General features: G+C 68.8%; 19 protein-coding genes and 7 pseudogenes. 11 read left to right on the top strand and 15 right to left on the bottom strand.

Going from position 1 to position 24,543, the window contains the following annotated elements; translation table 11 throughout:
- Positions 1-30: 30 nt before the first annotated feature.
- The gene (locus AB5J50_RS02805) at positions 31-909 is read left to right on the top strand and encodes an alpha/beta fold hydrolase (RefSeq protein ID WP_369254556.1); all 879 of its coding nucleotides are present in this window, start codon (positions 31-33) and stop codon (positions 907-909) included.
- Between the two features lie 165 nt (positions 910-1,074).
- Here the strand turns inward: AB5J50_RS02805 and AB5J50_RS02800 are convergent, their stop codons facing one another.
- The 3 genes and pseudogenes from AB5J50_RS02800 to AB5J50_RS02790 form a co-directional block, all read right to left on the bottom strand.
- Complete coding sequence (locus tag AB5J50_RS02800) at positions 1,075-2,190, bottom strand: FAD-dependent oxidoreductase (RefSeq protein ID WP_369254554.1); 1,116 nt, start codon at positions 2,188-2,190, stop codon at positions 1,075-1,077.
- A gap of 31 nt (positions 2,191-2,221) precedes the next feature.
- A pseudogene (locus tag AB5J50_RS02795) lies at positions 2,222-2,759 on the bottom strand (DEAD/DEAH box helicase); the annotation flags it as partial.
- A gap of 53 nt (positions 2,760-2,812) precedes the next feature.
- Positions 2,813-3,784, bottom strand: coding sequence for a Clp protease N-terminal domain-containing protein (locus tag AB5J50_RS02790; RefSeq protein ID WP_369254552.1), 972 nt, complete (start codon positions 3,782-3,784; stop codon positions 2,813-2,815).
- A 68-nt stretch (positions 3,785-3,852) separates the two neighbouring features.
- On the opposite strand from AB5J50_RS02790, the gene AB5J50_RS02785 reads away from it, so the two are divergent.
- Positions 3,853-4,212, top strand: coding sequence for an excisionase (locus AB5J50_RS02785; protein WP_369254550.1), 360 nt, complete (start codon positions 3,853-3,855; stop codon positions 4,210-4,212).
- 91 nt (positions 4,213-4,303) lie between these two features.
- Here the strand turns inward: AB5J50_RS02785 and AB5J50_RS02780 are convergent.
- Positions 4,304-4,978: pseudogene (locus AB5J50_RS02780) on the bottom strand (transposase family protein); the annotation flags it as partial.
- 271 nt (positions 4,979-5,249) lie between these two features.
- Here AB5J50_RS02780 and AB5J50_RS02775 point away from each other — a divergent pair.
- Positions 5,250-5,894 (top strand): dihydrofolate reductase family protein, encoded by a 645-nt coding sequence (locus AB5J50_RS02775; protein WP_369254548.1) that lies wholly within the window; start codon positions 5,250-5,252, stop codon positions 5,892-5,894.
- A 19-nt stretch (positions 5,895-5,913) separates the two neighbouring features.
- On the opposite strand, the pseudogene AB5J50_RS02770 reads toward AB5J50_RS02775, so the two are convergent.
- The 5 genes and pseudogenes from AB5J50_RS02770 to AB5J50_RS02750 all read right to left on the bottom strand — a co-directional run.
- Positions 5,914-6,318: pseudogene (locus AB5J50_RS02770) on the bottom strand (transposase); the annotation flags it as partial.
- A 24-nt stretch (positions 6,319-6,342) separates the two neighbouring features.
- On the bottom strand, positions 6,343-7,725 hold the full coding sequence (locus AB5J50_RS02765) for an SMI1/KNR4 family protein (protein WP_369254546.1): 1,383 nt from the start codon (positions 7,723-7,725) through the stop codon (positions 6,343-6,345).
- Between the two features lie 252 nt (positions 7,726-7,977).
- Positions 7,978-8,208, bottom strand: a pseudogene (locus tag AB5J50_RS02760) (IS5/IS1182 family transposase); the annotation flags it as partial.
- 236 nt (positions 8,209-8,444) lie between these two features.
- Positions 8,445-10,127 carry a C1 family peptidase gene (locus AB5J50_RS02755; RefSeq protein ID WP_369254544.1) on the bottom strand — a complete coding sequence of 561 codons (1,683 nt, stop codon included), beginning with the start codon at positions 10,125-10,127 and terminating at the stop codon, positions 8,445-8,447.
- A complete protein-coding gene (locus tag AB5J50_RS02750) occupies positions 10,124-10,417 on the bottom strand; it encodes a hypothetical protein (protein WP_369254542.1) in 294 nt (97 codons plus the stop codon). Before AB5J50_RS02750 ends, AB5J50_RS02755 begins: the two co-directional genes overlap by 4 nt.
- A gap of 231 nt (positions 10,418-10,648) precedes the next feature.
- Here AB5J50_RS02750 and AB5J50_RS02745 point away from each other — a divergent pair.
- From AB5J50_RS02745 to AB5J50_RS02725, 5 genes and pseudogenes are all read left to right on the top strand, one after another.
- Positions 10,649-11,242, top strand: a pseudogene (locus tag AB5J50_RS02745) (transposase); the annotation flags it as partial.
- Complete coding sequence (locus AB5J50_RS02740; RefSeq protein WP_369254540.1) at positions 11,239-11,571, top strand: hypothetical protein; 333 nt, start codon at positions 11,239-11,241, stop codon at positions 11,569-11,571. The pseudogene AB5J50_RS02745 and the gene AB5J50_RS02740, both read left to right, overlap by 4 nt.
- Before the next feature lie 481 nt (positions 11,572-12,052).
- The gene (locus AB5J50_RS02735; RefSeq protein WP_369254538.1) at positions 12,053-12,439 is read left to right on the top strand and encodes a DUF4440 domain-containing protein; all 387 of its coding nucleotides are present in this window, start codon (positions 12,053-12,055) and stop codon (positions 12,437-12,439) included.
- A 260-nt stretch (positions 12,440-12,699) separates the two neighbouring features.
- Positions 12,700-16,302: a patatin-like protein gene (locus tag AB5J50_RS02730; RefSeq protein WP_369254536.1), complete on the top strand. Its 3,603-nt coding sequence runs from the start codon at positions 12,700-12,702 to the stop codon at positions 16,300-16,302.
- Positions 16,303-16,968: 666 nt separating this feature from the next.
- Positions 16,969-17,298: pseudogene (locus AB5J50_RS02725) on the top strand (transposase); the annotation flags it as partial.
- A gap of 122 nt (positions 17,299-17,420) precedes the next feature.
- Here the strand turns inward: AB5J50_RS02725 and AB5J50_RS02720 are convergent.
- Positions 17,421-17,972, bottom strand: a complete 552-nt coding sequence (locus AB5J50_RS02720) for a GNAT family N-acetyltransferase (protein WP_369254534.1) — start codon at positions 17,970-17,972, stop codon at positions 17,421-17,423.
- A gap of 741 nt (positions 17,973-18,713) precedes the next feature.
- Here AB5J50_RS02720 and AB5J50_RS02715 point away from each other — a divergent pair.
- Positions 18,714-19,184 carry a hypothetical protein gene (locus AB5J50_RS02715; RefSeq protein WP_369254532.1) on the top strand — a complete coding sequence of 157 codons (471 nt, stop codon included), beginning with the start codon at positions 18,714-18,716 and terminating at the stop codon, positions 19,182-19,184.
- On the opposite strand, the gene AB5J50_RS02710 is transcribed toward AB5J50_RS02715, so the two are convergent.
- A complete protein-coding gene (locus AB5J50_RS02710) occupies positions 19,163-19,531 on the bottom strand; it encodes a VOC family protein (protein ID WP_369254530.1) in 369 nt (122 codons plus the stop codon). The two genes, AB5J50_RS02715 and AB5J50_RS02710, sit on opposite strands and share 22 nt — an antisense overlap.
- Before the next feature lie 257 nt (positions 19,532-19,788).
- Here AB5J50_RS02710 and AB5J50_RS02705 point away from each other — a divergent pair.
- Positions 19,789-20,049: pseudogene (locus tag AB5J50_RS02705) on the top strand (zinc ribbon domain-containing protein); the annotation flags it as partial.
- A 57-nt stretch (positions 20,050-20,106) separates the two neighbouring features.
- Here AB5J50_RS02705 and AB5J50_RS02700 read toward each other — a convergent pair.
- From AB5J50_RS02700 to AB5J50_RS02685, 4 genes are all read right to left on the bottom strand, one after another.
- On the bottom strand, positions 20,107-20,670 hold the full coding sequence (locus AB5J50_RS02700; protein WP_369254528.1) for a GNAT family N-acetyltransferase: 564 nt from the start codon (positions 20,668-20,670) through the stop codon (positions 20,107-20,109).
- Between the two features lie 255 nt (positions 20,671-20,925).
- Entirely contained in the window at positions 20,926-21,345 is a 420-nt protein-coding gene (locus tag AB5J50_RS02695; RefSeq protein ID WP_369254526.1) for a hypothetical protein, read from the bottom strand.
- A gap of 36 nt (positions 21,346-21,381) precedes the next feature.
- Positions 21,382-22,047 carry a hypothetical protein gene (locus AB5J50_RS02690; protein ID WP_369254524.1) on the bottom strand — a complete coding sequence of 222 codons (666 nt, stop codon included), beginning with the start codon at positions 22,045-22,047 and terminating at the stop codon, positions 21,382-21,384.
- Positions 22,048-22,191: 144 nt separating this feature from the next.
- Positions 22,192-23,052 (bottom strand): NADPH-dependent F420 reductase, encoded by an 861-nt coding sequence (locus tag AB5J50_RS02685; protein ID WP_369254522.1) that lies wholly within the window; start codon positions 23,050-23,052, stop codon positions 22,192-22,194.
- Positions 23,053-23,093: 41 nt separating this feature from the next.
- Between AB5J50_RS02685 and AB5J50_RS02680 the strand changes: the two genes are divergently transcribed.
- Positions 23,094-23,921: a helix-turn-helix domain-containing protein gene (locus AB5J50_RS02680; protein ID WP_369254520.1), complete on the top strand. Its 828-nt coding sequence runs from the start codon at positions 23,094-23,096 to the stop codon at positions 23,919-23,921.
- Positions 23,922-24,543 lie beyond the last annotated feature (622 nt).

Below are 24,543 nucleotides of genomic sequence, written 5' to 3'. Positions count from 1 at the left end.
GCGCCTGGTCACCTACGAAAGGGCGAAATCATGACGCCTGCCATCGCCGGCTTCGACTACCGGTGCGTTCCCGTCGCCGACGGCGTCACTCTGAATGCGGCCGTCTCCGGCTCGGGCTCCCCGATCGTGTTGCTGCACGGCTTCCCGCAGACCCACCTGATGTGGCGGCATGTCGCCGCCGACCTCGCGGCCGACCACACCGTGATCTGCCCGGACCTGCGCGGCTACGGCGCCAGTGACAAGCCCGCCGAGACCGACGCCACCACCTACGCCAAGCGAACCATGGCTGCGGACATCGTCGCCCTGACCCGTGCGCTGGGGCACGAGCGCTTCGCGCTGGCCGGGCACGACCGCGGGGCCCTGGTCGCCTTCCGCGCCGGGCTCGACCACCCCGAGACGATCACTCACCTGGCCTGCCTCGACGTGCTCCCCACGCTGGACATGTGGGAGGTGATGCGCGGTGTCACTGCCGCCGTCGGCTTCCATCTCTACCTGATGGCCCAGCCCCCCGGCCTGCCCGAGCAGATGATCGCCGCCAGCCCGGACGCCTTCTTCGGTCACTTCCTCGACATCTGGACCAACAACCCGCAGGCGATCCCCGCCGACGTCCGCGCCTCCTACCTGGACGCCTGCCGCGACGCGGTGCCCTCGATCGTGGCCGACTACCGCGCCTCCGCCGGCATCGACGTCGACCACGACCAGGCCGACCGGGACGCCGGCAACTGTCTGCGGATGCCGGTCACCGTGCTCCAGCAGGACTGGGGCGCCGCCCTCGGCTTCGACGCGGCAGCCCTGTGGAGCGCCTGGGCACCGGATCTGCGGCACACCACCGTCACCAGCGGTCACTTCATGGCTGAGGAAGCCCCCGCCGAGGTTGCCAAGGCACTTCGAGACCTCCTCGCCCGCTGAGGACCGAGGCCGGGAGCGGCGCCAGGGCAGCGCCGGCGCATGGTCCGGCGCCAACCGGGCACCGAGACTCATGTCGCGTGACGTTCCGTGAGTTAACCGAGGGACCTGAACCTCGGGTGATCGCGCTGGCTGGGCGGCCGGTTGCCTGGTCGTATGCGGTTACCTTCAGCCCGGTAGGAAGAACGCGAGCAATTTTCGGCCGGCGTCCGGCGACATCAGGATTTCCTGGACGTGCGCGGACTGTCGGCCGACGGCGCTGGTGCGTTCGAACATCTCGCGTTCGTATTCGTTGACGGCGGCGGGAAAGTCGTCCGGGTGCGCGGCCAGCGCGAGGCCGAGCAGGGCGCCGTCGAGCAGCGCCATGTTGGCGCCCTGCCCCACCGGCGGCATCAGGTGCGCGGCGTCGCCGAGCAGCGTGACGTCTGGCGTCGACGGCCAGGTCAGGCCGACCGGGAGAGTGGTGATCGACCGCGGCAGGACCGTGTCGTCGCAGGCTGCGATCAGTGCGGTGAACCGTGAGTCCCAGCCGGTGAACAGGTCGATCAGCCGCACCCGGGCGACGGCTGGGTCGCCGAACGGGATCCCACTGGTTGCGAACCAGTTCTCGGCGGTGTTGTTGAAGCTGAGGTAGATGCGTACGCGGCCGTCGCCGTTCCGCTGCGCCGACAGGGATTGTCCGTTGCCGAGCACCCAGTAGTTGCCGCGCCCAACCATCGCCGCCAGGTCGGGGTGGGTGCGGTCGATGTCAGGAATGCCGAGCTCAACGACGTTTTGGCCGGTGTGTGCTGGCCGGGCGTCGGTGAGCAGCGCACGGACCCGGGAGTCCGCGCCGTCGGCGCCGACCAGCAGGTCGTACGTCGCACTGCTGCCGTCGGCGAAGTGCAGCAGGCCATTGTCGGCGGATTCGAACGCGTGCCCCCAGTGCACCGTGTGTTCGGGGAGAGAGTCCAGCAGCAGGTTGCGCAGATCGGCACGGTCGACCTCGGGTCGCTCGAGTGGGGCGTCGTCGGGCGTATCCTCCTGCAGCAGCAGGGTGCCGTCCGGCTCGAGAAGTCGCAGGTCCTGGCCTTCACGACGGGCAATCGCGTGGAACTGGTCGATCAGGCCGGCCTCGCGCATCGCCCGCTGCCCGGTCCCGGAGTGAAGATCAAGCATGCCGCCCTGACCGCGCGCGCCGCGCGACGATTCACGTTCGTACACGACGGCGTCGATGCCGTTCACGTGCAGCACACGGGCAAGGGCCAGGCCGGCCAAGCCGGCTCCAACGATGGTGATGGTCATGGTCTTGGTTGCCTCCGATTCACGGTATTGCCTGCTCGCGGGACATCGGCCCGTGGTGCGCGCGGGCCACCACCACCGGCGGGGCGGCGAACGCGATCCCGGACTCGCCGATCGCCTCGGCCGGGAACCTGGTCAGCTGGCCGGCCTTGGTCGGCTCGGCGATCCGTTCGTTCAGCCGGGCGCTGAACCGTTCGGCGAGCCGGCGGGAGTTGGCGAACACGATCGTCGACCGATGTTCGGCGACCAGCGCGAGAATCCGCTGTTCGGCATCCGGCCAGCGGCGCCCGCAGGTTGCGCTCGACCGCCAGCGCCTTGAGAGGCGAGATATACAGCACCCGGCAGCGTGCCGGCGGATCCGCCGGCACCGGGTCGGTGGCCAGCCGGTCCAGTGCCCAGAGAAACGCGGCCGGCGTCTTGCCGGAGCCGGTCGCCGCGACTACCAGCGACTGCTGGCCGGCGGCGACGGCCTGCCAGGCGCCGCGCTGCGCCTCGGTGGGCGCGGCCAACGCGCCTGTGAACCACGCCCTGGCCGCCGGCGAGAACGGCGCCAGCGCCGCGTCGCTCACCACGCCCCCGTCCTCGCCTATCCCGCGGACAGGTTCCGGCCCGCTGATCAGCTGGTTCACCGGCGGAGCCGGGGCGCGAGCACCGTGCGCACGACCTTGGCCACCTTGCTCGCGGCGGATCCGTCCTCCTCTTCGGCTTCCGGTTCCAGCACGCGCTGGATCTGCAGCAGCAGCTGGTTGGTCGACCGCCAGAGCGGGACGAACATGCCGGCGACCGGCCCGACGCCCTGGATCGGGCCGTCGGACAACTCGGTGACCTTCTTGGCGATCGTGACCGTTGTCGGGTCCCGAAGGATCAGGTGCACCTCATCGTCGACCAGCCGGATTTCCATCTTGCGCGCGGCGGCTTCCTCCGGGTTCGCGTCCGTGGTCGTCTCCGGATCCAGTTCGTCGATCTTGGCGGCGACCGCGTCCGGGTCGACCCCGAGTTCGCGCAGCACCCTGGCCGCCATGCTGTTCTCCGTCCGCAGCATCGCCTCCAGCAGGTGATGGCTGCCGACCGGTGCGCCACCGGCCAGCGCGCTGGCGGCGGACACGGTGTCCTCCGTGGCAGGTGTGCCGGCCGGCCATGGGCCGGCCGCGACGTCCTGCGACCCCTCCAATGACGCCAGCACCGCGGCACGGATCTTGCTGATCGGATTGATCCGCTCGGCAAGCACCTTCGCGCCGACGCCCTCACCTTCCCGGACCAGGGCGAGCAGGATGTGTTCCGTACCGATGTAGGTGTGGTGCAGCTGCTGCGCCTCGCGCAGGGCGAGATCCAGCGTCTTCTTCGCGCGCGGCGCGAACGGGATGTGGCCGCTCAGCTCCTGCGTGCCGGGCTTGACCGCCGCGGCGATATCGACCAGCGCCGTCTCCTTGTCGTACCCGAGCCGGTGCAGCACTTTCGCCGCCATGCTGTCCGGCGCGTCGAGCAGCCCCAACAGGATGTGCTCCGTGCCGATGTAGTTGTGCTTGAGCAGCCTCGCCTCCTCCTGAGCCGTGACGACCACCTTGCGGGCTTCCACCGTGAACCTTTCAAATGGCATGTCTCCATGGTCGCAACCATGTCAATACACTGTTATTGATAGGGTCACCCTGCTGAAGGGAGCGTGTGATGGAGACACCGTCGGACTGGGAGTACCGGCTCGCGCGCTGGCAGAGCGAGCTGGAGCTGTTCGAGCAGCTGGACGAGACACCCTGGGTCACGCTGGCCAAGGCGGAAGCCGAGACCGGCGTTTCCCGCTCGGCCCTGCGGTCCTGGTACCGCAACGGTGAGATCCGGTCCCGGCTGGTGGACGGCCCGAACGGTCCACAGCGCCTGGTCCAGCTGGACGCGGTGATCGAGCGCGCCGCCGCGTCACCGCGCATTCAGCGCAGGGCGGAACGGGAAGTCAGTCTGGAAGCCCAGGTCACCCTGCTACGGCACCGGGTTGACCAGCTCGAGCTGCGGCTGGCCGCGCTGGAACGGAAGTGACCGGCGCGAGCAGCACCGTGCCATCGGCCCGGAACGGTGCCACCGTCGCCGGAATCGCCTGCTTATCCACGTCCAGGGTGTACGGCCGGTCCAGCGGCGCCCAGCAGGGGAACGGGCTGGCACCGAGCTTGGAGTGCTCGGCCGGCACCACCGCGGTCCGCCCCGCGTACAGCATCATGTGTTTCAGCTGCGCCTGCTCCAGCGTCGGCGCACAAAGGCCACGCCCGGCGATCAGCGCGTCCGCGCCAAGGAAAACCACATCAGGCGTGATGGACCGCAACTGCTGCTTGGCGGCGCTGCCCACCATCGCCTCGTTCGGGTACCGCAGCCGCCCGTCGGATGCGATCACCTCGAGCTCCGGCGAATGGGCCGGCGCCAGTAGCGCGGGCGTGGAATGGTGCCTCGCCACTCCTCGCCGCTGCCGCACACTTTCCGATGACATGTTCCACCCGGGCGCGGACCTTGCGGTGCTCGGCGTTGTCGTCCTCCTCGCCCGGTAGGAGAGCCCGCCCGGGGCGTTTGCGGTGCGGTAAAGCCATCCCGCAATTGAGGGGGGAGACGGGCTCGAGCGCGAGCAGCGGCCCCAGCCGCTGGATGCCCCGGCACTCCGTGGAAGAGGAGACACCGAGCAGCGGACCCAGCTGCCGCATGGTCAAGTTCGTACGCTAATACACCGCGACCACCAGCACCCGCCCGCCAGCGGCAGAGACCACGGCCGGCCTCGCAAGGTGCCGTTGCCGCCGCGTTCCCGCACCACCTTCACGAGTGCTCTGACCGCATAGGTTCGCCGGGTTGGCGGTCGGGGCGGTGGGATGGGCGGTGACGTCCGTTGCGACGCATGTGAATGGTCGCGGCGGCCACCCGGCCACCTCGATGCCGTCCGTGTCCGCCACGGCCACACCGTCAACAGGGCGGCTTCCTGACGCGCCTTGGAAAAAGAGTTGCGGGCCGCTGTCGATCCGGCCACGTCCCGTTCGACGTCATGATGTGCGGCGCCTCGCCACACGATGACGCGACAGGACCCGACGAGGAAACACGTGGATCAACTGCTGAGAGTCATGAACTTCAACATCTCGAGTGACGGAATCGGTGCCGGTGAGCACCAGAGTCTCGAGAGACCGTTCGGCCACGACCATCCCGAGAGGCTTTTCGCCTGGGCCGGAGCCACGGCGAGCTGGCCCATGCGCACGGATCCCGGAGGGAGCCGGGGTCTCGACGACTACTTCACGCGAGACTTCGCACGCAACATCGGTGCCGAGATCATGGGCCGCAACAAGTTCGGGCCCCAGCGCGGGCCTTGGCAGGACGATGAGTGGCGCGGTTGGTGGGGGGAGGAGCCCCCGTTCCGGACGCCAGTGTTCGTCGTGACCCACCACAAGCGTCCGTCGTTCACGCTCTCCGACACCACGTTCCACTTCGTCGACGGCGACCCTGCCACGGTCCTCGAACGGGCGCGGGAAGTGGCGCAGGGCAAGGACGTCCGACTCGGCGGCGGGGTCACCACCATCCGGCGGTTCCTTGATGCTGACCTCGTCGACACCATGCATGTGGCGGTTTCGCCGGTAAAGCTCGGGTCCGGACTACGACTCTGGGAGTCCCCCGATGAGCTGCTCGACCGGTTCCACCTGGAGGTCGTGCCCAGCCCGAGCGGCGTGACGCACCACCTGTTCTGGCGAAAGTGAGGCGAGGGCCCACTTGAGTTCAGGCTGCGACTGCGAGGGGGCGTCCGCCCCAGCGGATGCCCTTCTCGCTGCGGATACGGGCGCGTTCCTTGCGTTGGGCGGCGACTACGTCGGGGTGGCGGGCGTTGGCGTTGCGCCGGCGCAGGTAGCGGTGCAGGGCCTGGGTCTGCGCGAGATGGCTGCGGTGGTTGGAGTTGGCCAAGGTGAACTGGCGCAGCAGACCGAAGTGGGCCTCGATCGGGTTGGCCCGGGAGGCGTAAGTCGGGGTGAAGCACAGCTCGACCTTGTTCTTCTTCGCCCAGCGGCGGATGTTGGCGCCGGTGTGGGCGGAGAGGTTGCCCAGGAAGATGTAGATCGGGGCGCCGTCGGGTCGGGCGGCTCGGATCGACTTCAGCGCCGCCAGGGTGTTGGCGGTGCCCCGCTGGCCGCCGCCCCGGCCGGGCATGGGCTATGGCACGGGGCCGAGGTTGCCCTCCAGGGTGGTGCGGGTGATCAAGGGGCGGTCCCAGCCGGCAAGGATCTCGTTGGCGAGGTCCACGACCGGCAGGGGGTCGACGTCGTTGCGCACCTCGATGCCGGCGGCCAGCAGGCTTGGCGGGACCATGTCGGCGTCCAGGAGCACACGCCAGTCCTGCGGGCACAGCTCCAGGAACTCCAGGCCGGTGAGCCGGGAGATCTCCAACGGGTCGGCGAGCGTGCCCGGGTAGGCGGTAAGGGTCCGCAGGCGCGGCAGGTCCACGACGGGCTCCAGGCTGAGCGGTTCGCCCTCCCACACGCCGATGCTCAGGACCTCCAGGGCGGGGTGCGCGGCGGCCTCGACGCTCTTCAGGCTGCGGATGTTGACCCGGGCCGCGGCAGGCGGTTCCTCCGTCCGTGGGGCGCTGCGGCGCTGTGCGGGCAGGCGGAGCATCAGTTCGGTGAGGGAGTCGGCGACCAGGCCCGCGCCGACGCTCTCCTCGTGGCTGAGCATGATGATCTGCCCCGTGTGCCCGGCTGACCCCGGCGTCAGGTCGACCGCGAGCCGGTCGCCGTCGCTGTTGCCGAAGACGATCCAGCCCGGCGATCCGACCAGCCCCTGCACCGCGGCGCCGGGCGGCGTACCGACCGTCTCCATCGCCGCAAACCGCCACGGGGAGTGCCGGGAGGGCGCGTCGGCGATGTACAGCTCGTCCAGGGGGAACAGTTCGCAGGTCACCGTCTCCATGAGGTGCCACATCGCCTCGTCGTCGGCCAGGTCGTCCCACCGGGCTCGCGTCACCCGGTAGAGCGCCTTGAGCTCGTCGGGCAGCGGTATCCCGAGGCGCGCCTCCGCCGTGGCGATCTCCTCCTCGGTCGCGCCGATGGCGTCGGGGAGGCGTTCGCGCAGGAAACTCTCCAGTGCTGCCGGATCCGCCGCCGGCGAGGGCTTCACGTCGGGCACCGGATCGGGCAGCCGGCGCCATGGCTCGGGTACAGCGCCTTCGACCAGTACGAGCGCACCCGGGAGTGGCCCGCTGACCTCGACCTCCACGGCGGGCCCGAAGTCGAGCAAGTGCAGCACGGCCGGGCCGTCCGGGGACATCCGGGCCACGAAGGAGACGCCGTCGGCGTCGGCCTCCGCCAGCGCGCCCCGCACCCGCTGTACGGCGTCGAACTCGGGCCGTCTGTCCGCCGCGCCAGACGCCTGCCCGTGCATGGCGAACATCGTCCCCCATGGCATCGGCACGCTGTACGCGTGGGTGCCGATCCGTCCGGCGACGTGACCGCCCAGAGCGCCCGGCGTCGCGTTGTGAGCGGATCGCAGGATGTGCAGCAGAGGCTCCCAGGTCGTGAACTCATGGAGCGTGGACAACAGGTGCCTCCGATCGGCGCGGTCAACGTGGCGAGGTGATTATCACGGGAGGCACTGACAGCCTCCTTCCCCAGCGTCACTCGGCCTCGCCGACCGTTTGCCTTGAGCGGCGAGGAACCTGCGGAAGCCGCCGACCACGGCCCGCTGGACCCAATCCGGATCCCCGGCGTTCTGCCGCTGCACCACTGCTGGAGTCGTCCGGGGCAGCGGTCGAAGTGCTGGCGGTGCGCGACGTTCAGAGGTGCGCGGCGGTTATGGCCGACGGTTCGGGCCTTTGTCCCAGCGGTGAGTCATCCATGTCCGCTGGATCGGACTGCGCACGGTGATGATCGTGCCGGCGAGGTCGAAGAATGCGTCGACGACGGTTGCGCGCCGCTCGTCACAGCGGGCGAGCCGGTAGAAGGCGTTCTGCCAGGCGTGGGTGCACTCCACGTGCCACCTCTGACTGGCCTGGATGCGCGCCTTCTCGCCCTTGTGCGCGACCCCTAAGTCATCGCATCACAGCCCGTCCAGCCGGTCTCTCACCCACATCGCCGGCGTACCGCCCGGACTACTCGCCCGCGCGATCTGCGCGGTCAAGGACCGAACCCTCTCACCGGAGCGGGGACCGACGGACAACGGGCACCTCAACTACTGGGTCGGCCTTCGAAGTTGTCCCGAGTGTGCCCGGCGATCATGCTGCCGCACCTGGAAAGACCAAGATCCCCGACAGAGTCAAGCTAAGTGATCACCGGTCCCGCGTGCCAGCCCGCACCGTCCCTCCAGTAGTGCTGGCAGCGGCCGTCCGTGCGTTCTGCGATCAGCTCCAGGTTGGTGGCGTACGTGCTCTGCAGGAGGCCGAGGACGCGGCGGACGTCGCTGCCGAAGACTGCCGAGCGGTTCCATGGGCCGGGGGAGGCGTTGTAGCGCCACCAGTGCTCGATGTGCCCGCCCGCGACGGGCACGCACAGTTCGAAGTTGCCGACGCCCGTCTCGTTGCCGGCGCCGTAGGTGCCCTCGATGAGGCAGGGCGCCTCCGTCGCGTCCTGGCCGAACGTGCCCAGCTGGGTCCAGCCGTCCGCAGCGGAGGCACGGCGGAAGTGCGCCATCCCGCCGCCGGACAGCGTGCAGACGTAGTGGAGTTCACCCTGCCCGTTCTCGGGCGACGCGGTGACACCGAGCTTGCTCTGGACGAGCGAGGGGCCGCTGAAGGCTATGCCGGAGCCGAACGTCTGCTGCCCGTACCATTCGCCCGGTGTGCGGGTCCACGGTGTGCTGTTGTGCTTGGTCAGGTGGTGGGCGCGGCCATCGCCGGTGACCGCGATGACCTCGAAGTCGCCGGGAGCGCCGCGATTGCTCTGCACGAACCCCGGAATGCCGATGGGGTCCTGCGGCCCGAGAAGCGTCGCGTCGTTCCACAGGCCTCCGGCCTGGTCGTAGTACACGTGGCGCAGCTTCCGGTAGTTGGAGCGGTAGACGAGCTCGAAGTCCCGGTTGAAGGAGCTCTGCACCGCGGCCGGGAAGTCGAGGGCGTCGTCGTGGAACGTGTCCCGCCACACGTCGGTCGACCGTACGGTGCCGACGCGCGCCCAGGGTGTCTTGGAGTCGGCGTTTTCCCGGTACCAGTGGTCGATGTTCGCGCCTGCCTTGACGAAGAGCTCGAAGTTGTTGCGCAGCGCGCCGTTGCTGCCCTGGACGAGGACCCCGTTGCGCAGCCGCCGCTTCGCCCAAGGGTCGGGATTGGTGCCGCGCAGCCCGGTGAACCCCACGTTCTCCAGCAGTCCGGCGTCGTACGAGATCTTGCCGAATCCACCCACGCCCCAGGAGGCGGTGCCCCAGGAGTTCTTCACAATCCAGTACCGTTCGTCGTCGTTGAAGCCCACGACGAGCAGGGCGTGTGCGCCGCCGAGGGCGCTGGTGGTGGGCATGTAGATGCCGTCGCGCAGGCTGCCGAAGTCCGCGGGCGGTACCAAGATGACGGCCATCGGTCCGACCAGGTCGATCCACTGGCGTTTCTGTGCGGGATCGGTGAGCGTGACGGTCGCGCCGGCGGCGATGCGCATGGTGCGGCCCGAGCGGTCCGGTGTGGTGGACAGCGGGGTCGCCTGCAGGTTGGCGCCGTGCGGCTTGGACGTGTACAGCGACGCCGCCTCGCCCCACGGGAAGCAGTCGGGGTCGGCCAGTCCGTACCGTTCGACGAAGATCGTGCCCTCGCCGATGTTGCCGAGGTCCCACGCCTGCTTGCCGGTGCCCCGTGCCAGATCCCCTTCGGAGCGGCGGGTCCACAGCAGATGCTCGATGCGGATCATTGCTTCGTACAGGGCCGTCGTGGCGAACGCCCAGCAGTTCTGCGAGCCGCCCTGGTTGCGTACGCTCGTGATCCAGCCGCGCCCGAAACGCGAGCGCCAGTCGACGTTGGTCATGACGCGTCCCCCTCCTCCGGTGGCAGGAGCCCGACTTCCCGCCAGCGGGCGCGAAGCTCCGGGTTGGCGGGCGGTTGCGAGCTGATCAGGTCACCGAGGTCCACGTCCTCGGGCAGCGCCGCGAGCCGCACTTCCGCGGGTGCCTCGTCCTCCGTCAAGGCGCCTCGCGGCGGGTCGGGCAGCGGATCGTCGTCGGCAAGCCCCGGATCGACCGTCCAGGGATTCCCCAACTCGTCCAGCAGACGCCGCAGTTCACCGACCGTCTGTGGTGCATGCGCGGGCGTGCTCACGGGAACTCCCCCTCCACGGCGGCGGACGGCCCGTCGCCCCTACGGGGCAGTGGAGGATCGTTCCAACTCCCCGTCAAGCAAGGCAGATTGATGACGTAGCAGCAGGGCCGCGAAGTCCAACCTCCGCACCGGGGCGGCACGGTGCACCCGGCGTACGGCCGGTACGCCCCTGGCGGGCTCTGGCTCTCGGTCCATGCAGCAGGCCCTCCGGGCCGGTCGAGGTCCGGGCCCTGGGCCGACCTGCTGCGCGACTGCCGCCGACGCGGCATGCGCGACCCCGAGCTGGTCGTCGGCGACGGTGCGATGGGACTGTGGAGCGCACTGGCCGAGGTGTTCCCCGCAGCCCGCCACCAGCGCTGCCGAGTTCACAAGGCGCGCAATGTCACGAACGCCTTGCCGAAGTCCGCTCAGCCGGGCGCGACGAAGGCGATACAGGAGATCTGCAACGCCGAGGACCGGGCCCATGCCGAGAAGGCGTTCGAGGCGTTCGCGCGCACCTACGGCACCAAGTGGCCCAAGGTCGTCGCGAAGATCACCGAGGACCAGGAAGAGCTGCTGGCGCTCTACGACTTCCCGGCCGAGCACTGGAACCACCTACGGACCACGAACCCGACCGAGTCGACGTTCTCCACGGTCAAGCTCCGCACCAAGGTCACCCGCGGCGCCGGCAGCCCGGCCGGGGCCCTCGCGATGGTGGTCAAGCTCGTCGAGTCCGCCCAGGCCCGCTGGCGCGCGATCACCGGCGCCCACCTCGTGCCCCTGGTCCGCGCGGGCGCCCGGTTCAAGAATGGCATCCTGGTCGAGCGAGAGGAGGCAGCCGCGTGAGCGAGATCCCCGGCCTTGGCAGCCGTCGTAGCAGCGTAGAACTGCAGATTGACCGGGTCATCGTCGCATCCCTCGAACAGGCCACTGTCAGTGTGCGCTGCCTGCGGGGACCGGTCCGTCGCGGTGCCCGCTTCAACCGGCTCAGCGGTTCAGCACAAGTGATCGACCTGACGCTGACGCAGGCAGTCTTCTTCAGGCATCAAGTGGCAGCACTCGATACTGGCCTCACCGCCTTCGTGACGCTCCGAGGAGAGGGCGTTCAGCATCTCAAGTCGGGCACCTTGGCCTCCGGGTGGCAGGTCATCGAAGGCGCCAACCCGTTGTCCTAACCCAGCGATCCACAGGAATTGACAATTACTGGCCTTCTCCGAAGTCTGGCTTCTTCTGCCGGACATATGACAGGCGTCGTGGCCGACGGCCCGCACAACGACGCTCAGTCACAGCCGGCAGGTTGGAAAGGGCTCACTGGATTCTCACCCAGTTGCAGGGCGATTGACTTCCTGAATGGATCGAAGCGGCCACGGCCGCCACCGACCTGCCCAGTCTCCGCCAGTTCGACCAGCACCTGGAGTGCGACCTCGACGCCGTTATCGCCGGCCTCACACAGCCGTGGAACTCCGGCGTCGTGGAGGGCCATGCCAACCGGATCAAGATGCTCAGGCGCCAGATGTCCGGCCGCGCTGGATTCGAACTCCTCCGCAAGGGAGTCCTGTTGGCGTGACCGACGCCACCACACCACACGAAGTGCATCGATCCGGACGCGGCATTACTCGATTGCGACAGTCCTGGTGAGCTCGGTGAGATACGTCCATGGACAGTGCAACAGACGATGTGAATCAGGCAATCGCGGGTGAATTGCAGCTCATGGATCCGCTTGTCCGCGCCTCGCGTGAACTCGCCGGACAACTCCTCGACCCGCAGTTTGTGGAGGTGGGCGGGTCTGGGCGACGGTGGACGTACGAGGCCATGCTCGCCGAATTGCCCGACCATCCGGGTAGTTCACTGGATGGTCCCCGATTCGAGCCCTCAGACATCTCGGGCGTACTGCTGGCCCCGGGGCTGGTCCATCTGACGTTCGAGACCGCCCTCGGCGAGCGCATAACCAGGCACAGTTCCATCTGGCGCAAGGCAGACGCAGACGCAGGGTGGCGGATGTACTACCACCAAGCGACGCGCGTGCCTCCCGGCCTGGAATAGGGCTCCACCAGAACCGAGGATCCCAGAAGTGAGGTCCAGCACCCGGACCGGTTCGCTCGGCCACCAGTGCGGGGCGGTGGTGGCGATGATCGCGCCGTCGGGACGGTCCGGGGTGGGCTGCGCCGCGTACAACGCCAACCACCGGTGAATCGCCCACGCAAGATCATCGGCGTGTCACACGCAGGAAGCGGAAGGCCACGATCGGGTGATTAACGCTTCCGAGTCCTTCCGTGGCACGCCGCCCGGGAGAACCCTTGAACATGGGCAATACGACAAGGCTCGGACCCACTACCCAGGAGCTGCGGATCGCCACGGCGATGACCGGCGGTGTGAGCCTGGCGATCTGGATGGGCGGGGTGGCCCGCGAGCTGAACCTGCTCCAGCAGGCGGCCTGGTGGCGCAACGCCCTCCAAGAGGACGATCCCCTGCCCGAACCGGACGACACCGCCGGCGGCGACGAGCGGGCCAAGGCCCTGTATCTGCGTCTGCTGGAACTGCTGGACACCACCGTCTCCATCGATGTGCTGTCCGGCACCAGCGCGGGCGGCATCAACGCCGCGCTGCTGGGCCTGGCCAGGGCCAGGTCGTGGGACCTCGGGCCACTGCGCGACTTCTGGCTGAAGTCCGGTGCCTTCGAGACGCTGCTGCGCGACCCCGCGCAGAAGCAACCGCCCTCGCTCCTCCAGGGCGACGGCGTCCTGTTCCGCGAACTGCTCAACGGAATCGAGGGGTTGGGCCTGGCCTCACAGTCCGGGAGACCATCGCCCGGCACCGTCGCCGACGACGTCACCAACGGTACGCAGGTCTTCATCACCACCACGCTGCTCACGGGAGAGACGGGGCGGTTCACCGACTCCTATGGCACCCAGGTCCAGGACGAGGACCACCGGGGCCTGTTCGTCTTCGACGAGCGCGTCCTGGGCGAGAAGTCCGGCGAGCAGGCCGTGGCGCTGGCAGCCCGCAGCAGCGCCTCCTATCCGGCCGCGTTCGAGCCGTCGTTCCTGCCGTACGACACCCCGGTGGACGGGACCCGCGACGTTCCCGAGCGCCCTGTGATGAGGAAGTACACCAACATCACCCGCTCGCATTGGGCCGCCGACGGCGGTCTGCTGGCGAACCGGCCGATCAGACCGCTGCTGCGGGCCATCTTCGACCGGCCGGCTGAACGTCAGGTGCGGCGCGTCCTCCTGTACGTCGTGCCCTCGGCCGGCGCCGCGCCCGACCCCCGTGCGACACCACCGCAGGAGTCCTTCAACGAACCGTGGACCCTGGGCGAGGCCCTGATGAAGGACCTCGGTGCCGCGCTCAGCCAGTCCATCAGCGCCGAGCTGAGCGAACTGCGCGACCACAACGACCGCATGGACGCGCTCCGAGACACCCGCCGCCGTATGGCCGAGCTCGGCGCCCGGGGGCGTATGGCGGCGCGGGCACTGGCCGAGTGCCGGGAGCGGCACGGCGAGGACGAGGTGGCGGATGCTGCCGTGGGCCGGCTCGTGACCCTGCAGATGTGCGAGGACTTCCGGATCCGGGAGGGCACCTGGCTGGCCCGGCCAGTGAACACCGCGCTGATGCGCGCCCTGACCACCCGGCCCGCCAAGGCGCTGGCTCAGGCGTGGCTGGCCGCGATGGCTCCGGGCGGCGGCGCGGAGGAGGTCTGCCGGGACGCCGCGGTGAACGCGGTCACGGCGCAGTGGAATTTTCCGGAGCCGGGCGACCGAGGCGACGTGCTGTACGGGCGGCTGGCCGACTTCGGGGTGGCTCCATTCGACGGCGCGAAGGCGACGGTGCTGGCGATGCTCCGGGAGGCGTTCGTGTGCTGCCCCGAGCAACGTACGGAGCTGGCGAAGGTCGTACGCCGGGTGCACCGGGCGTTCGTACCGGACAGGCGGCCGGACGTTGAGGAACTCGTCGAGCGTGCGATGAACGAGGGACAGGCGCGCGGCTCGGCACTTGGGGACGTGGCGGGCGACGCCGTGCGGGCGTACTGGGACCAGCGCGGCCGGCCGGCGCCTCCGCCGCAGGACGGCGGCGGGGAGGATCTCTCCCTCAAGGGCGCGTGGTCCCGGCTCGCGGCCGCCGTGATCCGGCTGCGGGAGCTGGTCCCGCAGCAGAGCATCGAGCAGGCGGCGGTCGCGCCGCCGGTGGCCACCACGGCCCAGGGGAGACGTCGGCGGGCGGCCGCGGAACTGGGCACCTACTTCGGCTTCCTTCCCGATGGGCGTGACGGCGTCGCACTCTCGCTCTTTGAACTGCACGTGGCCACCCGTTCCGTGCTGTCCGTGGGTACCGAGGTCGAACAGCCGGTCGAGCTGGTGCAGGTCAGCGCCGACACGCGGTGCGCGCTCGCACCCCGCCGGCCGACCGCCGCGAAGAAGCTGACCGGGCTGCAGCTGCACCATTTCGGGGCGTTCTACAAGTCGTCATGGCGGGCGAACGACTGGACGTGGGGCCGGCTGGACGGCGCCGGCTGGCTGGTTCACCTGCTGCTGGACCCGCGGCGCGTTCTCACCGTCGTACCGGATGCCGAGGCAGGGAAGAGTCGGGCCGAAGCGTTCTACGAACGGTTGTGCATCCTGTTCGCCGACGGCGAGGACCCAGACCAACCCGTCGACGAAGCCCCGGACGGGACCGTCACCCGGCTCACCAAGAAGGCGATCTGCGGCGAGCTGCGCTTCCTCGACCACCCGGACGAGCGTCTGCCGTCCAGCCTGCCCCTGACGTCGATGTGGATCGCGCAGAGCTGGCAGCGGTGCGTCGCTGAAGTCGAACTGCCGGTCATCGCACGGGAGATGCTCAGCACACCGGCCACCCGGACACACCCCTGGGCCACGCAGGTGCTAGACGTCGCAGGCAGCCCCGAGCGGGCCCGGGCAGCGGCCCAGACCGCGGTCGCCGCGGTGATGAGCGGCGAATGGACCGCGCAACAGCGGGAACTGATCGAGTGGGAACAGCGAGCCGCCGAGCAGAGGAAACCGGGCAACGCGCAACAGCGGTCCGCCGGGCAGCGAAATCCGGGCGAGTCACCACAGCGAACCGCCCAGCCGCAGAAGCCGGGCGCGTCGGAGCGCCAGACCTACGACCCGGTCACACGCGCGGACCCTGCCGCCCTCGCCGCACTGCTGGCGTCCTGCCCAGTGCCCGACGAGACCTTCGCCGGCGAGCTGGGGCAGCCGCTGCTGACCCGCACCATCAGCAAGGCCGTCGCCGTGGCCACCGCCGGGGTCTGCGAGGTGCGCCGGATGCCGGCGCCGCTGAAACCGTTCCTCGCCTCGACCCGCACCATCACGCTGGCCGGCTACCGCGCCTCCGCCCTCACCCGCGGCCGGTCCCGCACTCTGATCCTCACCGGCGCCGCCGCGCTGACCATCGGTGTCCTGTCGATGATCCAGCACGTCACCTGGCTCGGCCTGACGGGCACGGTGCTCGCACTCCTCGGCTCCTATCTGCTCGTCCTCGGTACCTGGGCGCACTGGCGCAAGGCGCTGGTCGCCGCGGGCGCGCTCACCGTCGTGGTGGCGGTCTTCTTCACCGGCTGCCCGGTCGGCCGCCGCGTGCTGTTCGGCACCGGCGGCAACGACACCGGGGTGGCCGGCCGGGACGTCGTGCCGTGGCTGCGCACACCGTGGTGGCACCCGATCGTCGCGCTGGTCGGCATCGCGCTCCTGGCGCTGCTGTTCAGCGGGATGTTCGCGGCGGCGTGGCGGGGGATCCGGCGCCGCGTCGACCGGCGGACGGGCGCGCCCACGACCGCCGGGCCGACATCACAGTCCGGCTCCGAATCCGGCGCCGAAGTGGCTACCGGCCAGACGAAGGAGCCGACCGGCCACACGGAGCCGCACTCGGGGCGGGGAAGCCCCAGGTGACCCGGCCCCAGTGGTCCATCGGGTGCCGGATGACGCCGATACCAAAGCACCTGATGGCGATCCCGAGGAGCTCTGGGTGTCGTGCGCGCGAGGCTCGTGCGTAACGCCGTGAAGCTGGGACATGAGCATGCGAAGCGAGCCTTTCGTGAGTGCGGAACACGTCGTTGCGGTCATGATCCTGCTGGGGTCGGTGCCAGCCCCTGATCCGGAGTCACGGCGGAAAGCCAGACGGAAGGGGTTAAGAGATGGCGCTGGGTGCTCTGTTAGGGGGCGTCTGAAAAGCCGGTCAGGGAGCTGGTCTTGCGAGACGGCGTACGAGGAGCATGGCCATGGTGAGGTGGACGGTCTGCCACGGTGGCAGGTCATGCCGCAGAAATCTCCAAGCGCAGCTGGCCCGCAGCCAGTACGCCAGCGGTTGAGGATCCCCCGCCGTGCGTGTTTTGGCCGCCGCCCTCCGGGCCTGACCGCAGGAACCAGCAGACGGAGGATCTCCCACTCCGGATCAGACAGAACCGTCGAGTAACGGGTACGCAGCCCGCACACCCCAGCCCCCGAAAATGCGCCACCACCCCGCTACCAGGCAACTTGCCCGCTGACAGGCTTTACGACTCCTAACAAAAGGAGGCTTCTGGACCTCTGGAAATGACGGTGTGTCAGTTCTCGTTGATGCTGGCCGAAGGGGGGTGCGAGCCAGTCGAGACGAGGAAGACCGCTGCCAGACCGTGGGAGATCGACGACGAGTTGTGGGCGCGCATCGAGCCGCTGCTGCCGGTTGTCCCGCGTAATCCGCGGCGTCCAGGTCGTGAGCGTCTGGATAGTCGCAAGGTGCTGTGCGGGATCCTGTTCGTGCTGTACACCGGGATCCGCTGGGAGTTTCTGCCCCAGGAGCTGGGCTTCGGCTCGGGGATGACCTGCTGGCGACGGCTGCGGGACTGGAACGAGGCCGGAGTCGGGCAGCGCCTGCACGAGCTGCTGCTCTCCGAGCTGCGGGCCGCAGACCTGCTTACCGGCGCTGCGGCCCGAGGCGACCCTGTAGCCGGACACCTCAACCCAGGGACCATCCCCGCGTGCGCGGGGAGCAGTCGGAGGGTGATGCGTCGGGGCCGATCGCGTCGAGCTCAAGCGAGCGGCGCGACCGAAGACCACACGCCGAACCACTGCTCGGCGTCGTACGCCTCGAATCGCTCCAGCTCGGTGAACCCGAGCTTCGCCGCGAGGCGCATCGAGCGGACGTTGGCGGTCTGGGTGTAGAGCACTACCGGCTCACCGGGAAGCGCGCCGGCAAACCAGTCGAGTGCTGCTGCGCACGCCTCGGTGGCGTACCCGCGTCCCCACGCCTCCGGCAGGAACAAGTAGCCGAGCTCGGTCTCCCCGGCCTCCCGACGGCGGTTGCTGCCCGGAAGCTCGGGGGCGTGCGGGTCGAGCTGTATTGTGCCGATCGTCGCTCCGTCGAGCTCGACCACGAAGAAGCCAGGGCGCCGCCCGGGCACCTCGGGCACCGTGCGTTCGAGCTCGGCACGCGGTCGAGGACCACCGAGGTAGGTGCCCACCTCTGGCGAGGCGTTCAGCTCGATGACCGCCTCGCGGTCCCGGGCCTCGGACTCGCGGAGTACGAGCCGCTCGGTCTTGATCGGGGCAGGTGGCCAGGCGAGGGCTCTGTGGTCGGTCATGCCGGCCAACCTAACCAGCAGACTCAGAAGCGATCAAGACTCGCCGACCGATCAACCCACCGGCCCGGGGCCTCACCCTCACCAACGGGGCCGGGCCCGACAAGCCAAACATCCCTCCTCACCGATTGGTGTCCACTCCTTGCCCCACCCTGCGCTCACGCGCTCGAACCCACGTCCCCGACCCCCGATATCCCGACCGCACACCAGCAAGTTCACCGCGCTGCGCCTTCAGGAAATGCGAACTTGCCGCGGAACGGGGCTGGGTTGGTGGGCGTTGCAGCCAGTTGAGCGTTGACGCCGGTTGAGGTGGCAGGGGACTGTCGGTGGCTGGTGGCAGGATCACCGGCATGGTTTTCGTACGTACGACTCCGCCGCGGCCTGTCGAGGTGACCGCGGTCTTTCCTGAGCCGGCTTCGTTGGCACGTCCTGCGATTCGGCTGCATCCTCGTCCCGGGGCGCCTTCGATAGGGGAGAGGTCGGTCGGTCGGGGGGCCGTTGCTGTGACCAACTGAGGAGCCGTGGCCACACTGCGAAAGCGCGCACCTGGACAGTGGGTTCCGCCGGTCGTCGGCAGACGTACGGCTGGAGAGGCGCAGGCGGGCCCGGCGACACCGTGATCCCCATGGTCCCGCGTTCACGCCCGAGGAGGAGGCGACCAAGGAACAGAATGCCGCGAGGCTCGCGAAGCGACTCGACGCCGGCCCTCCCTGGCCCGCGGAGTGCCCGGTCCCCATGTTGCCCGTGGCCCAGCTGTATCTGCGCGACATACCCCTGTTGCGGCCGCCCGGACAGGCCGATCTGCTCCAGGTCCTCTGGTGTCCCTACGACCACGATCCGGATTACAAGCCCGCGACTGCAGTGTTCTGGCGGTCCGCCGCCACGGTCGTCGATGTCCTCGCCACACCACCGGAACCGTATGAGGCGAACTACCCGGGCTATGTGCCGGAGCCGTGTCTGCTGGCACCAGAAGCAATCACCGAGTACCCCAACAGCCTCGATTTGAGCCCGGAGATGCGGCTGGCGGTGGGGGACTGGAGCAGATGGCAGGCAGCCAGCGCCGGCTTGGCGCAGGAACCCCGCGAAGCCCTTGACCGGAGGCGGTGCGGTTCGTTCGGCCTGGCGAATCCATTCCTCCAGCAGGGCTCTCTACCGCAGGTAGCCCACGATCAGCACATGCCCCCGGAACAGCGTCACCGGGCCGGGATCGGCTGAGTGAGGTTCACCGGGTTGCCGTCGGGGTCCTGGATGTGGGCGACGCGCTGTCCCCACGGCATGTCGTTGGGGCCGCTGCGGACCGAGCCGCCCAGCGCCTCCACCCGGCCGAGCGTCTCGTCGACGTCGTCGACACCGATACTGAGCAGGATCCGCGGTTCCGCCCCAGTCCCCGGGTCCGCCTTGGCCACTAGCCCGAGGTCGGTGTCGCCGATGCGCAAGCCGAGGTAGAAGGCCGGGCCTTCCGCCGGTACCCGGAAGACCTCCTCAGCGCCGAACAATTTCGTATAGAAGCCGAGCAGAACGTCCAGGTCGGCAGTCACGATCACTGGCTGGATGGTGGACATGGCACTCCTGTCGAGAACGGTCGTGTCGCTGGGTAGACCGTTCGAGGACGGTGAACTCATCGGCAAAACCACCCCACCGGACGATCTACAACACAAACTGCCGCCCACGACCAGCACGAGCACCCCGAAACGAGGTCACGCCACGCCGCTGACCAGCCACTTCAAGATGGCGGAGCTTCCATGTTCGCCCTGTGCCTGCTCGCAGTGCTCGGCGGCGCCACCACGTCGGCCGGCATCGCCCGCTATGCCATTGATGCCTCGGCCGGTTCACGTCGACCAGCCAGACCTGCTCGGAGTGCGGGGCCAAGGACGGCCCCAAGCCCCTGCACATCCGGACCTGGACCTGCGCCGCCTGCGGCACGGTCCGCGACCGGGACCACAACGCCGCGAAGAACGTCAAAACGGCCGCCGGACTGGCGGTTACAGCCTGTGGAGCGCGGTTAAGACCAGGACTCGTCCCGGCGCAGTGCGACGAAACAGGAAGCCACGGATTCTTCACCGAACCCCGTGCCGCGTAGCGGCACAGCAACCGGCAGGGAAGGCCAGAATCCCCGGGCTTCAGCCCGACCAGCAAGTCAATGCTGCTCCCACTGTTCCTTGGTGATCTCGTACCGCACGCCCCCGTGCTCGGAGCCCTCGATCATCTTCATGTCGGGGGGAGTGGGGATGGTGTCCGCGAGCGTCATTTCGAGCTTCTCCATGATGTTGCGCGAACCGTGGTTCACGGCCATCGTCTCAGCCCAGACCATGCGCACACCGAGCCCTGTGAACGCCTTGACCAGCAAAGCCCGCGAGCCTTCGGTGGCATAACCCTTACCCCAAGCCGCCTGCCGCAGCCGGTAGCCAAGTTCGACCTCGTCCGGCGGGCCCTGCGGCTCGGGACGCAGGCAGAACCAGCCGATGAACGCGCCGCCGTCCTTCTCGTGCGCGGCGAACAGTCCAAGATCGCCGCGCCACCTCTTGTAGCCGTCGATGATGTTTGGCAGGTGGCGCTCGCGGACAATCTCCGGGGCGGTCGGATTGCCCCCGGTCAGATAGCGCATCACTGCGGCGTCGCTGTCCAACTCGATCAGCAAGTCCGCGTCGTCGGTGGTGAAGCGGCGCAGGGTCAGGCGCTCGGTCTCCAGGTAGGTGTCCACAGAGTTGATCATGTCTAAAGCGGGGCGGGCAGTTCAACGGCTTTACTCGGATAGTGTCGGCGAACCTCGAGATGCTGCCGCGGAATCCGCGCGGAGGTCGACACCGCAGTGGGGCGCTTGCGGGCCTCAGTCGTGGTGAGCGCTTGACCGTCTTCCCAGCCCTCGGGGCCCGGCCTTCGCCCCGCTCCTCGCCGAACCCGTTCGGGCTTCCCTCTGGAGCGGGACGATGCGCGGCCTTGCTCGACCTTCAGACGCTTAAGGACGAGTAGTTGCAGCGGGGATGCCGGACTTCCGAAGCGCGCGGGCCAGATACTCCATCTCGGGAAGCGTTCCTGAGTAGTCACCATCCAACACACGGCGCAGCACAGCCCTGGCGTTCATCAGGTCAATGCCGAGCTCGGCCCGCAGCACGCGCATGATGGCGACGCTCGTCACCGGCGGAGTGCTCACCTGCAGCCACGCGGGTCCATGCTCGGAGAGCATCTGGTCCCGCCGTTCTGTCGGTACGGCGCCACCGCACACGGCTACAGCAAGGCCACAAGTGGAACAGGTCGACTCAACGTCCCAGCGCAACCGGCCATTCACCAGGGCCTGAACTCCCCAGCACTCCAGCTCCGCATCGCAGTCCTGGCACACCACGGAGTACCTGACGGATTCAAAGACCGCCTGATCCATACCTACCCTCAACCGAGACGAGGTTGAACGACTAGGTCAGCCATCGTCGTCCACGCCTCCTCGCAGTCCCCACTCATCGAGGCCGGAGTAGATCACTGCGATGCGGCCTCTGGGGAAGTCGAGTGACGTAGCCTCCCCGCTATAGAGGGCTACCAGCGAGTCGGGCCCTCTCCACCAGGTGTCTGCCAGGCCCATCACCTCGCGCACCGGCGCGTAGCCGTTCAGCTCGATGCCATCGACGTCATCGCCGACGAGCTTGGTGACCTGTTTTGCCCACATAGACGCGTGGTGAGCCAAGGCGAGCGATTCCACCCAGCCCTCGATGGTTGCATGGAGGGGGGCCCACCTATCTGCCTGGATACCGAACTCACCAGACGGACTGATCATGAATGAGTAGGGGACTGCGGTCCGCTGCATCCCGGCTTCGAACCACCACCCTGCGGAGTCTGCTTCGGGCGAGTCCGGATCGAGGTACTTGGGGCCTCCGTCGTACTGCGGTGCGGGTGGCAAGAGCAGACCGCCCCATCGCTCTTGGTAGGCCGCCATTCGATCGATCACCGCTGCTGGGATGTCCCGCTCAAGCCACCACTGCCTGTGACCCTCGACGGGGCGAACGTCGACCTTGACGCCATGCGAGCTGACAAAGGATCGCGCTCGTCGGGTCAGGCCGTCGGGCACATCGTTGATGAGGTGAAGATTCACCCGGGGGACGCTACCCAGTAGCCGTGGGGAGAGCATGCCCGGGGCCAGCCTCCGTACCCAGAAGCGGCTCTCCCTCGGTCCACGGCCCTATTCCGCACGTCTGAATATCCGAAGCTGCCGATATTCGAGCGTCTGGGACCGCGTTCAGCCGTCGTTGGGGATCCTGGCCTCGCCTGCCGGTCGGCGAACCGCGGATTCGACGAGCTTGCCGACCTGTGCTGCAGGAACGAGGATGCCGGGTGTCTGGAGAGTCCAGCGGAAGAATGCCTCCACGCTCATGGGAGGTGTTTCGCCGAGATAGGGCCGGACGTATACCGGGGTGTCCGGTTCACTGCGCCAGCTGGCGGCGAGTGTGCCGATGTCGACCGTGTCGTAACCGAGGATGTCCAACAGCCCGATGGCCTCTGTCTTGGCCTCCGGGTTGTCGCCGGCTATGGGCAGGGCGCTGCGGTTGCTCGCGCCCGCGGGCCGGGCGAGGGAGAACAGCTGGTGCGGGGTGATGTTGTTGAATGCCTTGACGACATGGGAGCCCGTGAGGTGGCGCTGCATCAGGGCGCTGGAGGTCAGTTCGCCCGTGTCCAGTTCGGCCAAGTGGCCGTCCCGCTCGGGGTAGTAGTTCCCCGTGTCCAGCACCGTTTTCCCGGCCAGAGCATCGGCGGGGAGCTGTTCGCGGGCTTTCAGTGGAATGGCCGCCACCACCAGGTCTGCGGCGCGTGCTGCGTCTGCCGGTGTGGCCGCTCGGGCCCGCCCGCCTAGGTCAGCGACCAGGTCAGCGAGTGACTCAGGGCCTCGCGAATTACTGAGGACAACCTCAAGTCCTGCCGCGACGGCCAGGCGGGCAACGGAAGACCCAATCATTCCGCTGCCGATGAGTCCGAGGGTTTGCGGCACGGCTTCGCTCCGTTCGTTCGTGTGGATGAGCGCGGCGCGCCGGGCGCGCGTGGCTCGCCTGACAGCGTGGATCTGGCGTGACTGTCCGACCAGGCCCGTGTGCTGCGTACTCACGGCGTGATCACCCGCCGCCGGCCCAGGCGTAGGGTCGTTGTGTGGACGACCGGACCGAGTTGAGCGAGTTCCTCAAATCACGTCGCGCCCGCCTTCGCCCGGAGGACGTCGGGTTGCGTGACTACGGCGGAGTGCGCCGGGTCGCGGGTCTGCGGCGTGAGGAGTTGGCTCGGCTGGCGGGCGTGAGCATCGCCCACTACACGCGTCTGGAACAGGGCAAGGGCGACAGTGTCTCGGACGAGGTCCTGGAGGCGATCGGCGCGGCGCTGCGCCTGGACGCGGACGAGTCGGCGTACCTGCACCGGATCGCGCGGCGTCCCCGGCCGTGTGCGGGGGCCGCGGCCCTGTCGGACGTGCGTCCGGGCTTGCGCTACCTGCTGGAGTCGTTCGTGATGACACCTGCGCTGTTGGTCGGGCGGCACACTCAGATCATCGGCTGGAACCGGCTCGCGGTGGCGGTGTTCGGCGACTTTCCCGGGCTGCCGGAGGGCCGCCGCACCATCTCGCACCTGCTGTTCACCGAGCCGTATCTGCAGCTGTACCGCACCGGTTGGGAGCGGGCGGCATGCGCACACGTGGCCCATCTGCGCGTTCTGCTCGGGCGGTATCGCGGGGACACCGAACTCGCGGCGCACATCGACCACATGCGGGATCTGAACGGGGACTTCGCGCGGATGTGGGCGGAGCACCCGGTCGCGCAAGTACGGGGCCGGGCGTACCTGCTGCACCATCCGGTCGTGGGCGACCTCACTCTGCACGGCGAGCTCATCGCGCTGCCCGACGAGCCGTCGTGCTGGGGCCTGGACCTGTTCGCCGCTGAGCCGGGCTCGGCATCCGAACAGGCGCTACGGAAACTCGCGATCCTGTAAGCCGACACGCCAAGGTGAGAGGAAGAAGAGCGGGCGGTCCGGCCGCCAACTCGCGCCGCGATCATTGAAACTCCCCACTCCGCTGAACTCCGGACCGAGTGAGGGTAAGAGCAGATTCTGTTCCCGGGAGAGGGGGATACGAGCAGTCCGGACGCCGCCTGGTCCTACATCGGCTTCGCCGCATTCCGGCGACGCCTGGCACAGGCCGAGGGGTTCACTCTCTCCGAGATGCGGGGCTTTGGTGGGGAGCGCCCCCGGCGCGACGTCCCCACCGCACTCGAGCCAATCCTCAATCGCCCAGATGGCGGCGGCGGCGAGCTCTCGCCCGCCGAGTGCGCCGCGATGCTGCCCCGGCTGAAGGCCATCACCGAACGATGGCAGGCGTCGGCGTACATCGGAACGGAACGTGCACCGGTCGGTACAGCCGAATGTGCCCAATGCGCCTGACCCTTTGGGCTGGTGCGGTCGCCGGGGCCACCCACTTCGTCAGGATGCGGTACGGGCGTCCCCGTCAGTGCCTGTGAGCAAACCCCCGGCCTTCGCGCCGGCCTGTGCCGCCGGTGACCGCACGGGGCGACATCTGCTGCTCATGGCGGAGCTGAGCGATGGGAGCGGGCTGCTC

It is taken from the genome of Streptomyces sp. R35, assembly GCF_041053035.1.
Taxonomy (GTDB): domain Bacteria; phylum Actinomycetota; class Actinomycetes; order Streptomycetales; family Streptomycetaceae; genus Streptomyces; species Streptomyces lutosisoli.
This window is presented reverse-complemented; position numbering and strand designations above follow the sequence as displayed.

Bases quoted from the DNA above. Each gene is read 5' to 3' on its own strand.
- AB5J50_RS02805 (WP_369254556.1), top strand. From the start codon at position 31: ATGACGCCTGCCATCGCCGGCTTCGACTACCGGTGCGTTCCCGTCGCC.
- AB5J50_RS02800 (WP_369254554.1), bottom strand. From the start codon at position 2,190: ATGACCATCACCATCGTTGGAGCCGGCTTGGCCGGCCTGGCCCTTGCC.
- AB5J50_RS02790 (WP_369254552.1), bottom strand. From the start codon at position 3,784: ATGCCATTTGAAAGGTTCACGGTGGAAGCCCGCAAGGTGGTCGTCACG.
- AB5J50_RS02785 (WP_369254550.1), top strand. From the start codon at position 3,853: ATGGAGACACCGTCGGACTGGGAGTACCGGCTCGCGCGCTGGCAGAGC.
- AB5J50_RS02755 (WP_369254544.1), bottom strand. From the start codon at position 10,127: ATGACCAACGTCGACTGGCGCTCGCGTTTCGGGCGCGGCTGGATCACG.
- AB5J50_RS02735 (WP_369254538.1), top strand. From the start codon at position 12,053: ATGGACAGTGCAACAGACGATGTGAATCAGGCAATCGCGGGTGAATTG.
- AB5J50_RS02730 (WP_369254536.1), top strand. From the start codon at position 12,700: ATGGGCAATACGACAAGGCTCGGACCCACTACCCAGGAGCTGCGGATC.
- AB5J50_RS02720 (WP_369254534.1), bottom strand. From the start codon at position 17,972: ATGACCGACCACAGAGCCCTCGCCTGGCCACCTGCCCCGATCAAGACC.
- AB5J50_RS02710 (WP_369254530.1), bottom strand. From the start codon at position 19,531: ATGTCCACCATCCAGCCAGTGATCGTGACTGCCGACCTGGACGTTCTG.
- AB5J50_RS02695 (WP_369254526.1), bottom strand. From the start codon at position 21,345: ATGGATCAGGCGGTCTTTGAATCCGTCAGGTACTCCGTGGTGTGCCAG.